We start from the raw sequence: 15,496 nt of genomic DNA, 5'->3' as shown, positions 1-15,496 counted from the left end.
CCTAATTAAATTACAATCATTACCAAAAGAGGAGTCAGCATTCAGGAGAAACAGCGAATCAGTCAGAAAGTCATAATCAGAATTATCTCCCTAATTTTTCTGTCATTAACTGAAATGACCTAGAATTAAAACATATTGATATAAGATAAAAAGATGTTAAATACAAGATAGGATGAAAAATATAAATTAATTATAGTCAGGAGCCTGTTGTGCTGCTATCAAAAGGATTTGAAGTAGAAATGTATACTGGCACACCTCAAGGTGATATTATTGGCCTCTCAGATCAAATTGTGGCCAAAGTAGAGGGGTTTGTCAGAGAGCCAGATAGTAGAAATGTAGAGTATACCACTCCACCGTTGTGCAATTATGAACGACTTTTATGCGCCCTAGTAAAACCAAGACTCAAACTAAGAAACTATCTAAGCTCTCTAGGAAATTACACTATACTTCCCGGAAGTACCCTATCTCTGGGAAATAGTAATATTTTTTGTCGTTCTGATCCAAACAACCCATATCATACATACATAGAAAAAACCTACGGTTCTAAAGTTGTTACCACCAGTATTCATATCAATGTTGGTATGAGCGACCCAGAATTACTAATGCAAGCTATTCGTTTAATTCGGATGGAAGCCCCCTTATACTTAGCTCTTAGCGCCTCTTCTCCTTTTCTAGATGGTCAAATAACAGGGTTTCACTCTACTCGTTGGGCCGTCTTTCCCAAAACTCCAACTTATGTCCCTCTATTTGAAAGTCATAATCATTTTATCAAATGGACCGAAGAACAAATTATCGCAGGCACTATGCAAAATGTCCGACATTTATGGTGTTCTGTCCGACCTAATGGCGATCGCCGTCCCTATAATCTTAATCGTTTAGAATTGAGAATCTGTGACTTTGTCGAAAACCCAATTATGCAATTGGCCTTAGTTGCCTTATTAGAAGCTCGTTTATGGCAATTATTTGATGACCCTAGTCTCGATCCTTTAGAAAAAAGTAATTTTTCAGCAAGCAAAAGTTCTGAAGATGTAGTAAATATAGCAGATAATAATGAAATTGCAGTAGCTCACCATAGTCTGGAAGCTCAACTCTGTCATTGGCAAGATGGTAAAACCATTCTAGCTAGAAATTGGATTGAGGAAATATATCAACAGGTTTTACCTTATGCTAAAGAACGGGGTTTTAGTTGCTTTCTTTCACCTATTAAAAAAGTTATTCGGGAAGGTAATACAGCACAAAAATGGTTAAAGCAATATGAAAATAGTTTTGATACTCCAAGTATAATTCAAGCCACAACCTTAGATATGATCAAACAAGAAAAAGAATTGGAAGATAAGTTGTGTCAATCAATCGCTGCATAACCTTAGTTTGATTGTTTGATTGTCAGGACTTAACCAGATGCAAAATTTGGTTTCTACCATAAAATAAGGAGTTATTGATGTTGCACAAGATTTTTCTAAAGTTTAGAAACGGGGTTTATATTAAATTTTTTACCATGCTCATATCTGTCTACAACAAACCCAGTTTCTTATTAAAAATAGATTGATTCATCAAACCCAAAACTTTTAGCTTCACATAAAATAGATATTTAGAAAAAGTCTGATTTCTAGAATCGCCAACCTAAATCCTGATATATTTAAAATTGATAAAAAAACTAAGCAAACCCATTATTGAATTGTGATTTGATTGGTATCAAAATATATAATATAGTTGTTGCTTTCATGCCCAAAATTGTCCTAGTCTATCCACAAATTCCACCAAATACAGGTAATGTTGCCCGTACTTGCGCTGCTACCGATACGGAACTACACTTAGTAGGACCTTTAGGATTTGAAATTAGTGATCGCTACTTAAAAAGGGCTGGTTTAGATTATTGGCCTTATGTAAAATTAAATTTCCATCAGAACCTAGAAGATTTTAAAATTTATCATCAGAAACAAAGTGGAAGACTAATTGGCTTCAGCAAAAAAGGCGACATTAACTATACCAAATTTTCATATCAAATCAATGATTGGCTTTTATTTGGTTCCGAAACTAATGGACTACCACAAGATGTGTTAGACTATTGTGCTGAAAACCTATATATACCAATGACACAACCAAAAGTTCGTAGTTTAAATCTTTCTGTTAGTGCTGCTTTAGGTTTATTTGAAGCTAGGCGTCAATTGGGTTATCTAAGCTAGAATTCTCCCCATCTCTTATTCTTCCTACTTTCTCCGTCTTCTAAATTAAGATAAATTTTTGATAAATTAAGATAAATTTTTGACAGAATCACCTTGAGGACTGCTATAATGTAGTAGCTATTCGTTATCAGCATGGAAATTATTACACCTCAATATAGTCACAGTCAGAAGTTAAATTCTGATTTCAGCTATATCATAATTGCGAAGTCAACAATTTGTTGTCGGCCAGAATTTGAGATTATGATTTCCTCCTGAAATGATCCTCTAAATCTAGAGGATATTTATTGTATGACCAAAAAGAGAAAAAATAACTAAATATTAGTAATTGATATAGAAACAGGAAAAAACTTTAATCTATACTATACTATTCAGTCAAAAGTTAATTATTTTCTTGGATTTGGGCAATAATATCAAAATTAAGTTAGAATTGTACTTGCTTTTTTTAGCAAAGCAGGATAACCTAACCTAAGCCTGATGATTGAAAGTGATCTGGAGCTATAAAATTAACTGACCTAGATCATTGGCAAAAGAAGTTTCAGGATAGTTAAACGCTTGTCAATAGGAGGTCGTTCCATGAAACGAACATTTCCCAATCAGAATAAGTCTGCTGCTAACTGTGAACTTCACACAGAAGCAAATGTAGATCGGACTAAACAAATAAGTATAAGTGGTAGTAGTAAAGCTTGTTCCTCTGCTGCTATGATTGGACTTGCTGCTATTTCCACTACAATGGGTGCATCAGGCATCCTGTTCTCTGGGGAAAACAATAATGCAGTAGCAGCAGAATACCCTCAAGTAGATACGAATCAACAATATTCTTCTTCTACAGTAGTAGTTCCAGAACTAAATGTTACTGGAATTAATACTTCAAAAGATTTATCACTGCCAAAATTTAGCCAATACAGTATAGATGGTCAAGGAAATAGTGATTCTGAAGTAGGGTTAACTCAACCTGAAACTGTTCTGCCGTCAGGACAAGCACTAGAAGATCAGTCTTTTTTTCCTGTAGAACTTAAACAAAAAAACCTGGCTCTAGGAAAAGCTGATAGTTTACCTCCTTTAGGTGCCCTAAATAAACTACAAGTTAAGAAAGCTGTTGATAATGATGGCCAAGCAGTTGAGCAGTCAAAAATAGAAATTGACCCTGTTCAACCACAAAGAAACCCCCAGGTAAAAAGTTCGGTAGATTTTAGTTATGAGGAATCTGTTTCTGAGTCTGTAGAAAAGCCTTCTGATTTATCAACCCAGAAATTCCGAGAAAATACATATCAGACAGAAAATTTAGTTACTGCAGAACCACCGCTACAAATAGCTACGCCTCAAGTAGATAATAATTCTGTTCCTAGACAAATAACTGAATATGAAGAAGATATTTCTCAAGAGTCAATCAAGACTGAAGAGAAAAAAGTAGAAGGGGCAGTAGTTATTGATTCAGAAATTGCATCTAAACCAGTTTCATTAATCTACAGAGTGCGTTCTGGGGACACACTGAGTTTAATTGCTAATCAGAACAATTTATCTGTAAAAGAATTAGCTAAAGCTAATCAGATCAAAGACCCAAACGTAATTGAAACTGCAAAATTCTTAAAAATTCCTCATGAACCATCTTCTTCGTCATTAACTTCTGAAAATCCTACAACTGGCAATTCTAGTCAACTAGAATCATATTCTTCTTTTGAACAACAAGAAGACTTGAGTCAACCTACTTTGGAAAATCAAAATAATCAATCTGATTTTCCCGAACCCAAGATAATCACTAGAGAATTTGATTATTCATCAGATAGTGAACTCAATGTTACTGCACCAGAAATTCCAATAACAGCCAGTTCAGATAATATATCTTGGTCTCAAGAGCTAGACTATGAAGACTCAGAAATAGATAGTGAATCAGAAGAATTTCCAATTTCAATACAGTCTATTCAAGAAAATTCTCAAACAACAATTGAACCAAAAGCATGGCCTGATAACCAAGAATCAAAGTTATCTGAGCCTGATTCTGTTGTGGTCTTAGAAAGTCAAATCCATCTTGGTAGTAACCAATCTGTTCAACCATTGCCAGTGGACAGAGATACTCAAGATAGTGAATTATCAGCAGTAGTTCAAACCGATAATCAAGAAAATCCCTATGCTAACCGTTTAAGATCAGAAATTAGTAGGCTACAACAGGAATATGATGCTCAAAAAGATCTTGAAGAGCCTCAGATTACTGATTCAGAACCCATAACTATTCCGGTACCTCAACCACTATCTTTAGAAAATAACTCATCTATTAATCATCTTTCTGAAAATCAAAAGAGATACTTACAGCCAACTTATCAGCTAGAAATTAGTAGTTCCCAAGCCAGACAATTCTCTGAAGAAATAGAAACTAATATAGTGGAAAGCAGAAATCCTGCTAAAATTGTCAATCCACTTCCTGTAGCAAGTCCGGTTAGTCAATCTCAAGATTTATCAACAATAGCAGTAGCACCAATAGCAACTAATGCTGATGAAATTTTGAATAATCCGGCAATTGACAAAATGGTCTCTCCAGGTTTACCACCTTTAGGTAAAGCTGATACCTATTTGCCTGGTGGCTCAATGCAATTTACCGGGTATAGCTGGCCTGCAAGAGGGGCGATGACATCTGGTTACGGTCCACGATGGGGAAGAATGCACAGAGGTATTGATATAGCTGCACCTACTGGTACACCTATTGTAGCAGCAGCTCCTGGCGAGGTAACTTATGCTGATTGGAATAGTGGAGGTTACGGTTATCTAGTAGAAATTGAACACCCCAATGGCAGTATTACAGTTTATGCTCATAACAGCGAAATTTTAGTCAGGAAAGGCCAAAAAGTTGCTCAGGGTGAGCTGATTGCTAAAATGGGTAGCACTGGACGTAGCACTGGACCACATTTACATTTTGAAATTCATCCTAAAGACAGTGGAGCTGTCAATCCAATGGCTTATCTACCTTCTCCAGTGGCTTCCAATTAGATTATCAAAATAATTCCCATTTCTAGTTATAGAAATGGGAATTAACCTAAAATATCAAGTTTAGTCTTAAATTGAATTTAGATTGTTAGAAAAAAAACATCTTAATACTTGACGAAACCATGATAGCTTATGCTATAATTGTTAAGGTCTAAAAAATAATAAGGCTCAGTAGCTCAGTGGTTAGAGCAGGGGACTCATAAGCCCAAGGTCGCAGGTTCAAATCCCGCCTGAGCCATATACATTAATTTTCATACTTTTTAGGTAGAAATAGGAATCTCCCTGCCTTTAGGCCGGGGAGGATTTCAAATCAGACTACTAAATTGGATGGTTGGTAACAAAACTTTGAGAATAGTTACCTTCAAAGAAAATTTAGATGATATGATGATTAAGAGATTGAGAATTTTAATATCTGACAGATGACTAATTATATTTATTGATTAGGTTAAAGGCTGAACTAATATCACCTTGTTAATGAAGGTATTAGTTATTCAAGCTGGAAGTATCTACAAATGTTAGATTGAAGATAGCTCAGAATCAAGAATTTATGAACTTATTTTTATAAGGAGAATTAAATCATGACAGACGAATGCCTGCGTGTGGGTCAGAAGGCTCCAGATTTTACTGCTACGGCTGTAGTGGATCAGGAATTCGAGACAATTAAACTGTCTGATTATCTTGGTAAGTATGTAGTTTTATTCTTCTACCCCCTAGATTTTACTTTCGTTTGCCCAACTGAGATTATAGCCTTTAACAATCGCTACAAAGAATTTGAGTCACTTAACGCTGAAGTTTTAGGAGTTTCAGTGGACAGTGAATTTTCACATCTAGCTTGGATTCAAACAGACCCTAAGTCTGGAGGTATTGGAGACCTTAGTTATCCACTATTATCTGATATTAAGAAAGAAATTAGTGTGGCCTACAATGTCTTAGACCCAGAGGCTGGTATTGCTCTCCGGGGACTGTTTATTATTGATAGAGAAGGTATTATCCAGCATATAACAATTAATAATTTTGCTTTTGGTCGTAATTTGGATGAAACAATCCGTACTTTACAAGCTATTCAATATGTACAGGTTCACTCAGATGAAGTTTGTCCTGTGGGCTGGAAACCAGGGGACAAAACGATGAATCCTGATCCAATTAAGTCTAAACAATTCTTTGCTACTTATTTTGAATAAATCATTTTAAGTGCTTAAGAAAATAACTCATAGTTTGGAGCAAATCTTTATTCCCACATTTTAACTCATATTTTTGTACTTCAGGTCTTGTAGTTGTAAATTGGAAATATATTTCAATGAATTAAAGTTGAGGAGAATCGCAATAAAGAACCCCTGATTTTGAATTACTGGATATTTATTACAAATAGAAGCACTGAAATATTAAGGTTTTAGGGTTTCTATGCCTCGAAAAAGTATGAGATTTTTGGGTGGCTATAGCATAAAAATAACTATTACTATTCTTTATAGTCACTTCCTCTGTAATCTCCATTTCCTATACCTTATAACTACTCTCTACCTTGACAAAAATACTTTCCATAAGCAAGCCATAAGTATTTTAGATAATAATATTTTTCCTCAAAGTAATGTTTACTAATAAATAGTTGAACTCTTAATCTTATGTCGAAAAAGAGTATCAACTAAATTTATTGAATCTCTAAGAAAACACACTGATTTGAAATAATTTTAGAGACTGAAGTAGGATAGAAATAAAAACTAAAGTTATTAGAAATTTAGTCATAAATCATTCATACTCAGACAATTCATAAAGTGTTTGAGGACTTACATTAATATTATTCTGAGAATAACGAACAATAGCTAATAGAGGCAATGTTAGAGTCAATACAGCGATCGCCATTCCCAAAATATTGGCAATCCTTTGAGGTGGTTGATCGTCTGAGTAACTAGGAGGTTGACTATCTGATTCCATATTTAGGAAATTTCTAAAAAACTTAAAATTGTTAGTTGTAATAGGAGCTTTCTATTTATTATAGATGCTATTTTTAAGTTCATCTCAACTTTAAACTTTTAATTATTGACAACTACGATTTTTTTCAGTAACTTTGTCTTTAATCTCTTGAGCTGTATTCGCCAGATTCAAAGATTCTTGGCCTATACTTACAGGTAATCTGGGTATGTCTGCCAAAGCAGCACGAGATAAATCCAATAAAAATTGACGTACCTTTTCTACCCATTCTAGGGAATCTGAAGGAATAATTAGGCTATCAGCTTTTTCTTGGATACTTTTTGCTTTCTTAGCCAGTGGTAGAGCTCTTTCAGCAACATTTTCTGGTAGCTTGGGTCTATCTGAAACAGAAGCACTGGCAATTTCAACCAATAATTGATGAACCTTCTCTACCCATTCAGTATCTGAGTAGTGGGAATTTAAATTATCCATAACTAGGGCTAGTTTATTTCAATATATGAGATATAACATTCTTTTGAGAGAAAAATTTTTACTTTTCAGTTAACTTCCAGACTCCATCCCAATCTTGGGGAGGAAGTTCGGCCTGAAATAGTTGACAACGACCAACGTGTAACTTAGCTGCTTTATTATTTGGATCGATCTCTAAAACTTTTTTAAATTCAGCCTCAGCTAATTCAAAAGCTTCTTTTATAGAAGTCTCTTTTAAGTTTTTCTCTCTAGCTGGCCTTAAATAATACTCCCGTCCTTGATGATAATATTCGACAATTTGATGTTGTTGATCGGTCAAGTCTTGCTTCAGGTCGCCTTCTTTAAAACCTAAAAGTTCATATATTCTGACAGGTTGACTTTTCCCCTTCACAGTGATAAAATCCAGTTCCCTAACCCAAAGCTTTTCTTTGTAAGGTTCGTAAGTATTATAACTGATGATCAAATCTGTACCATACTGTTTACTTGTACCTTCAAGGCGCGAGGCTAAGTTAACACCATCTCCAATAGAAGTTAACTCCATTCGTTTACTAGAGCCAATATTACCACTAACTACTTCATCGGAGTGAATTCCCATACCAATACTAATCGCCTTTTTCTGGTTCGCTATCCGCTTTTGATTAAATACTTTTAAGCGTTGGCGCATTTCCACAGCAGTTTTCATGGCACATAAAGGATGATCGTCTAACCAACCTGGAGCCCCAAATACTGCCATTAAAGCATCTCCTATATATTTATCAAGAGTACCTTTGTATTTAAAGACAGCATCTACCATCTCCTCAAAGTATTCGTTTAGCATACTAACAACTTCTTCAGCTTCCATGCCTTCTGTTAAAGTTGTATAACTGCGAATATCACTAAAAAGTACAGATACTTGGTTACGTTTACCACCTAGACCAGTATCACCAGTTTCTAATAATTTTTCGGCAACTTCTGGTGTCATGTAGCGGTACATCAAATTTTTAACTTGTTTTTCTCCAGTAATGTCCTCCATTACTACTAATACACCATTCACCCGAGTCGGTTCTAAGGCATCAATCATGGAGTTAATGGACAAATTAATACTTTGAGGAGGTAAACCACCTTGAGGCAACAAAGTTTGATCTGGATAATACTGTTGATACTCTTTACTTTCACTAGGAGAAAGGGCTGAATCTAACCATTTAGAAAATTCACCTTCTTTCAGGGAAACTAGAGCTTTGACATTTTTGCCTGCTACTATCTCTGTCTCGCTAATGCCTAGCAAATGTCTGGCACTTTCATTAGTAGCAATAACTTTGCCTTTTTTGTCAGTAGAAATTACGCCGTTGCTGAGACTGCGGAGAATATCCTTTTGCCTTTGCTGTTCTTGTTTAACTGTATGAAATAGTTTAGCGTTTTGGAGAGCTACACCAGCTTGGATGTTAAAGGCTTTCATAAACTCTAAATCATTACGATTAAAACTGGCTCTCCATTGCTCTGGTGCTTTTGGCCAGTCTGCGTGGTTATAGGGTGGATATTCTCCTTGTTTCTTTTTGTTTATTAACTGAGTCACACCAATTAATTCATTATCGGCGTTAAAAACAGGCATACATAATAGGCTACAGGTACGATAACCTGTTTTTTCGTCTGTTTCTTTGGCCGTTACTGAACGGGCATCTGTATATACATCAAAAGGAATTAGTAGTGGTTCGCCAGATGTGGCAACCATACCAGCGAAGCCTTTATCTTTAGCTATTCTAATTTCGGTTAATTTACCATCAATAGGAATTTTTGTCCAGAGATCATTTTTCTCATTATCTATGAGCCATAAGGTACTGCGGTCTGCATTCATCAGTTCCTTGGCCTGGTTCATTACTTTTTTGAGAGTATCTTCTAAGTCTAAGCTACTTTTGCTGAGGGAGTCTACAGCTTTCATTAGAGCTTCTGCTGCTCTTTGTCTTTGGGTAGCTGCATAAAATGACTTGGAAGATTCTAGTATCAAACTAATAGAAGGAGCAAATTCATTAAATACTCTTTGATCCTCTTCAGTAAATCCACTGATATCTATTTTTTCTTCTAGGAGTTCATATTGTTCTGCATCTGATTTTAACTTATTTAGAAGTTGGACAACTGCGATTAAATCCCCAGTTTCTTCTTGCAGTAACGGCATTACTATCATACTGTAGGTTCGATATCCATTTTGTTTATCGAATTTTTTAGCTGAAGCGGAACGAGGATCGTCATAGAAATCGTAAGGTATATTGATGATTTTTTTACCTTGAGCTGATTCTCCAGCTATTCCTACATTTGCGGAGATTCTTAATTCTAATGGTTTGCCATTTGCTCCTTGAGCAACTGTTGACCAAAGCTCTTCTTTTTCCTCATCTAATAACCAAATTGTTGTCCGGTCAGCATTCAATAATTCTCCTGTTTTGATAGTAATTGAACGTAACATTTCATGGAGAATAGCATCAAATCCTTGAGCCTCTAACAAATTGTTGAGCATCCCCAGGGTTTGATTAACTGTCTTCAGTTTTTCTTCTACATCTTTAACAACTTTTGTAAAATCCTTTTTGGTTAAGGGAGCTAGAAATTCTGAAAAATTAGCTCCAGAACCAGGATGAACTAATGCACTACTTTCTTGATTTTTGTGGTTATCTCCGTTAGTATTAGTGCTATTAATTTCCGGATTTTTATAATCATAATTATTATTGTGAGGGTGAGATACTTCATGGTTATTGCCCTCTATAACTTCCACATCCTCTATTGGGATTGTGTACTCTCTTGCTATGTGGTTTGGAGATGTAGATGTCATAAGATTTTAATTATATTTTGGATACTCTTTTTTGTTTGTTTGTAAAATTAGAGTTCTTATTTGACTTTAGCTTAGCTTTGTTAATTATTATTAAACATACAAAGCTTTTTAAATTTTATATATGTAGTGTAGTATAACATAATTTATTTTTCATTGTTATCTGCATAATTTATTCTTATCTTTTATTAAGGGAACTTCGATCTAACTAAATGTTTACTCTAAAACTAAGGCAAAAATGTAGATAAGGATACTTAACTGATTAATTTGTTTTTGTTATCAGATGTAAGAATTTTTTTATAAAAATCTTAAATAGATCGTAACAATTAAAAAAACTAAAAATAAGCTCCGAAATCCTGAACCATGACCTATTTCCTCCATGCCAAAAAGTGGCAAAATTTTTGACATAAATAGAATAGCATTTATATATTGTATGACAGTACATTAATTGCCATAACTTGGGGTCTGCTAAAAAAGTATTTTGGTGAGGGGATAAAATAGGAAATTGCCATTCTGGCAATAGTTTTACTTTGGATTTGTATCCATTTTTTCTATTAATTATCCCTTGATTTTTCTGAGTACCTCCTCTATAATTAGTTTCTGCTGAAAAAGCAGAGTGTGGGAAGGGTGGGAAGTGTGGGGAGACAGAGAAAGTAGGATGGATAATTTTACCTTTATTTTTTCCTACTTGTCTATCGAGAATTCCTTCCTTGTTGGTTTTTCGGGAACCTTGGATGAATAGGTAAAAACCAGGTAATTTCACGGTTACCGAGAAATCACGACCTAAAAAGACCAATACCTTTATCTGTAAATGCGAGGAATATTTAATCAGCAAGACCTAATTATGGTTTGGGCATGGAAAGCATTTTTGTACTTGGTAGGGAGTATCTAGGGATTATACAACGTTCTTACAGAGTTAGGAGAAACGGGGAGTTGTAGAAAAAGTGGTTATTCATAATCCCCTCTTAGTTTTTCTGTCATAATTATCCTAAAATCCTCACTTTTTCCCTCCATCAGCTTAAAATTCTGGTACTTTTACGGTTCCCGATAAATCAGCACCTAAAATTCTGCAAACCTTTATCTCTAAATGGGAGGGATAAATCAACAATCCCTAATTATTGAACAAAAGACTTCCATTTTCATAGATGTAAATTACTACTCACCTCCAGAACTAGAAGTCAAACTTTTCTCTCTTTTAGTAGCAGCTTGAGTTAACAGAGATTCTGCAAAAGCTATAGCTTCTTGAGCTGATCTACCACTAGCTAATTGTGCAAGTTCTTCTCGTCGTTGATAATTATCTAGGGTTTTCACTCTAACTATTGTTCTCTCCTCACATTTTTGATTCTTTGCTTCTATATTGGTCATTTCTTTGATAACCTGTTTACTAACATTAAAATGATGGTCTGCCATTGCAGCTACTATAGGTTGGTGAGTTACACATAGAACTTGATTTTGGCGACTAAGTTGGTGTAGTTTTTCGGAAATAGCTCCTGCTACTCTTCCAGAAACTCCTACATCTATTTCATCAAAGACAAGAGTACCTGATACTTCGGTTTGAGAAAAACAAGCTTTTAATGCTAATAAAAACCTACTCATTTCTCCTCCAGATGCAGTTAAATTTAGAGGTTGTAATGGCTCACCAGGATTAGAACTAAAACAGAATATCAGGTGGTCAGCACCTGTAGATGTTGGAGTAGTAGAAGTAATTTGTACCTGAAATTTGACTTTCTCCATAGCCATAGGTTTTAGTTCTTCTACTAAATGTGTTTCTAGTTTAGTTGCTGCATTTTGACGTTGTAAACTAAGTTCATTACATTTGTTTTGTAATTCTTTTTTAGCTTCTTGATATGTTTTTTCTTGTGCTTCTAGAGACTCTCCTCCTTCTAGTAATTCTTTAAGTTCTACTTGTATTTTATAATAATAATTAATAGCTTCTTCTAAAGTAGGACCATACTTACGACAAATTTGTTTAAGTTCTTTAATTCTTTCTTCTACATCCTCCAATCTTTGAGGATCGGCTTCTAATTGCTCGTTATAACTGCTAATTTGTCGGCTAGCTTCAACAACTTGAGCCAGAGCTTCACTAATCATTTCTGATATAGGTTGCAATGTAGAATCATAGTTTACCATATCATTTAATATAGTTTCTACTTCTCCTAAAAGGTCGGCTGCTGCTGAATTATCTCCCTCACTTTGGTATAAAGCTTGATATATTTGATAACTTTGATGTTGCAGTTCAACTGCATGACTAAGACGTTGACTTTCTTGTATTAATTGTTCTAATTCTTGAGCTTCAGTAAGATTAGCTTTATCTAATTCTTGTAGTTGATATTGTAATAAGTCTATTCTTTGTAAACGTCCCTTCTCTGACTGACGACGGTTTTCTAATGCTGCCTTGGCTTTTTGAGCTTTTTGATAGGCAATATTTACTGCTTCTCGACATTTTAGCAGGGGATGACCACCATATAAATCAAGCCATTCTCTTTGCATATCGGGATTGCCTAGTTGTACAGTTTGGCCTTGAGCTGTAATTTCTACTAGGCGATCACGAATTTGGTCCATTATTTTCCGGTTCACAAGAATGCCATTCACACGAGACCTGGTGCGTAGGGAATTTTCGGCCACAACAATTTCTCGACTACAAACTACTAATTTACCATCTAATGGTTCGATTTCTTGATTGCTTAACCATTCAGCTAAATCTGAGTTAAGATCAAAGGTTGCTTCTAGGATGGCTCGTTTAGTTCCGGTTCTGATGATACGGCGATCTATTTTAGCTCCTAGAGTGGCATTAAGAGCATCTAGGATAATGGACTTACCAGCACCTGTTTCACCTGTGAATACATTTAGACCTGAACCTAATTTTAGATCGAGATGGTCTATGAGGGCAAAGTTATTAATGCGAAGGGATGTAAGCATTTATTCAAGGAAGGAAGAAGTAATAAGTAATAAGTAAGAAGTAAGAAGTAAGAAGTAAGAAGTAAGAAGTAACAAGCAAGTAACAAGTTAAGTATTTAAACCACATATTTGTTGTGTGTCTAGTTAAGAATACAACTCTTATTACTTCTAATTTATGATTTACTAATACACATTTTAAATGGATATTAGCTGAATAAGAAATAAAAGGAGATTAAATGTTTGGCTTTCACTTTTATAGTTCTGAGAAGGAAGAATTAGTCTCTAAGAGAATTAAAAGCTATAAGCTCATCAGCTAGCTTTAGTAATTGTTGGCATGAGTTCAAAAACTGAATGCTTACGTTAATTTTTCAATTATTTTTCTATAGTTGTGTTTTCTGTTCTCAAATTGATAATATGTAATTAGAATAATTTTGACCACATTTTCACAAAATTTGTCTTTGTAAATAAGATTTTATATACATAAGATTATAGTTACTGTTAGGATTAAAATTTATAGAGTTTTAGGGATTCTCAAATTTTTAAGGTACAGAAATTTGGGATTTTAAGGAACATGGAATAGATCGGATAAGATAAATAGTGTACCTCATCAATATCATAACTGCAATACTTAAAAATATCTGCTCCAATTCATTGGAAACAGCTATTAACTGCAATGACCATTTGTAACAAACATTTATCGTGCTTGGTATTATTGACTTTTTGTCTATAATTTTAAATAAATAGATTAATTATATCTGAGGTAATTTTATGACTCCAAATCTTAGGATAATGACAGCGATCGAGAGTTTGGACTACCGGGTTACTGTGGGAGATGTAGCGGCTCAAGCTGGATTAGATGTTAAAGTTGTAGAACCAGGATTATTGGCTTTAGCTACAGATGCTGGCGGTCATTTACAAGTATCAGAATCAGGGGAAATTGCTTATTTATTTCCTAAGAATTTTAGAGGTGTTTTACGCAACAAATTTTGGCGATTAAGATTAAGAGAATGGTGGGAAAAAGTTGGGCGGATATTGTTTTATTTAATTAGAATTTCTTTTGGGATTTTATTGATACTTTCTTTAATAATTATCATGGTTGCTATTGCTATTATTGTTATTTCAATTAATTCTAGCAGTGAACGAAATGACTCAGGTGGTGGGGGTAAAAGTTCGGGTGGTGGAATGGCATTTTTCCCTCGGTTTATTTTCATTCCTGATTTGTTTGATTTGTTTAATTGGGGATATTATAATGAACGTTATAAATATCAAGGCGAAAGACAAAAATATCGAACTTCAGGTAAGGAAAATAAAATGAATTTTTTGGAGGCTGTATTTTCTTTTTTATTTGGAGATGGCAACCCTAATTACTTTTTAAATGAGGAACGTTGGCAGGCGATCGCTACTGTAATTAAGAATAATCAAGGGGCGGTAGTTGCTGAACAAGTTGCTCCTTATTTGGATGATTTAGGAAAAGGATATACTCTGGAATATGAGGAGTATATTTTACCAGTATTGATTCGTTTTAACGGTCGCCCGGAAGTTAGTCCTGATGGTCAAATTGTATATCATTTTTCTGAGTTACAAACAACAGCGAAAGAATGGAATAATCAACCTGTTTCTGCTTATTTAAAGGAAAAATCTTGGCGTTTTAGTGAGGCAAGTTCTGGGCAGATAATGTTAGCAACCGGATTAGGTATTGTTAATTTTGTTGGTGCTTTGGTTTTGGGTTCTTTGTTAAAAGATGGTACAGTGGCAGCTCAGATTGGTGGATTTATTGCTTTTGTTGAAGTTATTTATCCTCTACTACTTATTTATGGTATTAGTTTTTTAGTGTTACCATTAATTCGTTATTTTTGGGTACAATGGCGAAATGATAAAGTTGAAAAACGGAATCAAGAAAGGCAAAAAAGAGCTGTGGCTTTAAATCATGCTAATAATTTATTAAGGCAGAAAATTAATTATGCTAAAGAATTTGCTAAAGAAACAATTATTAGTAGTCAAGATTTAGCTTATACAACGGAAAAGGATATGATAAAACAGGAAGTTGAACAGGTAGATAAAATTAATGTTGAATGGCAAAGGAGGTTAGAAGAATCAGATACTGAAAATATTAGTTGAAACTATAAAGTATCTATAATGTTAGATTATAAATTTCGGGTAAGTATTTAGTTATTATTTGTTGGCTATTGGTTAATAATATCTGGCTTTTCAGGCTATGATTTATCAATATTTTTCTGAATTTAAAACTAGACAA

The 15,496-nt window shown here is 34.5% G+C and carries 9 protein-coding genes and 1 tRNA gene; 6 read left to right on the top strand and 4 right to left on the bottom strand.

The annotated features are described in order from the left end of the window. The first annotated feature begins 209 nt into the window (after positions 1–209). From gshA to VKJ25_RS17650, 5 genes are all read left to right on the top strand, one after another. Complete coding sequence (gshA, locus tag VKJ25_RS17670) at positions 210–1,361, top strand: glutamate--cysteine ligase (RefSeq protein WP_324237952.1); 1,152 nt, start codon at positions 210–212, stop codon at positions 1,359–1,361. A 360-nt stretch (positions 1,362–1,721) separates the two neighbouring features. Further along, on the top strand, positions 1,722–2,183 hold the full coding sequence (locus VKJ25_RS17665; RefSeq protein WP_324237953.1) for a tRNA (cytidine(34)-2'-O)-methyltransferase: 462 nt from the start codon (positions 1,722–1,724) through the stop codon (positions 2,181–2,183). 573 nt (positions 2,184–2,756) lie between these two features. Further along, positions 2,757–5,162 (top strand): peptidoglycan DD-metalloendopeptidase family protein, encoded by a 2,406-nt coding sequence (locus VKJ25_RS17660; RefSeq protein WP_324237951.1) that lies wholly within the window; start codon positions 2,757–2,759, stop codon positions 5,160–5,162. A gap of 162 nt (positions 5,163–5,324) precedes the next feature. After that, positions 5,325–5,397: transfer RNA gene (locus VKJ25_RS17655), tRNA-Met, on the top strand. A 340-nt stretch (positions 5,398–5,737) separates the two neighbouring features. Then, a complete protein-coding gene (locus tag VKJ25_RS17650; RefSeq protein WP_324237950.1) occupies positions 5,738–6,340 on the top strand; it encodes a peroxiredoxin in 603 nt (200 codons plus the stop codon). A gap of 562 nt (positions 6,341–6,902) precedes the next feature. On the opposite strand, the gene VKJ25_RS17645 is transcribed toward VKJ25_RS17650, so the two are convergent. The 4 genes from VKJ25_RS17645 to recN form a co-directional block, all read right to left on the bottom strand. After that, positions 6,903–7,088 (bottom strand): TLTLP motif-containing protein, encoded by a 186-nt coding sequence (locus VKJ25_RS17645; RefSeq protein WP_324237949.1) that lies wholly within the window; start codon positions 7,086–7,088, stop codon positions 6,903–6,905. Between the two features lie 102 nt (positions 7,089–7,190). Next, entirely contained in the window at positions 7,191–7,556 is a 366-nt protein-coding gene (locus VKJ25_RS17640; RefSeq protein WP_324237948.1) for a hypothetical protein, read from the bottom strand. Between the two features lie 58 nt (positions 7,557–7,614). Beyond that, complete coding sequence (locus VKJ25_RS17635) at positions 7,615–10,347, bottom strand: GAF domain-containing protein (RefSeq protein WP_324237947.1); 2,733 nt, start codon at positions 10,345–10,347, stop codon at positions 7,615–7,617. A gap of 1,152 nt (positions 10,348–11,499) precedes the next feature. Continuing rightward, positions 11,500–13,263, bottom strand: a complete 1,764-nt coding sequence (gene recN, locus VKJ25_RS17630; RefSeq protein ID WP_324237946.1) for a DNA repair protein RecN — start codon at positions 13,261–13,263, stop codon at positions 11,500–11,502. 747 nt (positions 13,264–14,010) lie between these two features. On the opposite strand from recN, the gene VKJ25_RS17625 reads away from it, so the two are divergent. Further along, positions 14,011–15,360 (top strand): hypothetical protein, encoded by a 1,350-nt coding sequence (locus tag VKJ25_RS17625; protein WP_324237945.1) that lies wholly within the window; start codon positions 14,011–14,013, stop codon positions 15,358–15,360. The last annotated feature ends 136 nt before the right edge of the window (positions 15,361–15,496 follow it).

Source organism: Okeania sp. (assembly GCF_035285525.1).
Classification (GTDB): Bacteria; Cyanobacteriota; Cyanobacteriia; order Cyanobacteriales; family Microcoleaceae; genus Trichodesmium.
Note: the sequence above shows the minus strand (reverse complement) of the source record. Positions and strands in the feature narration are given on the sequence as shown.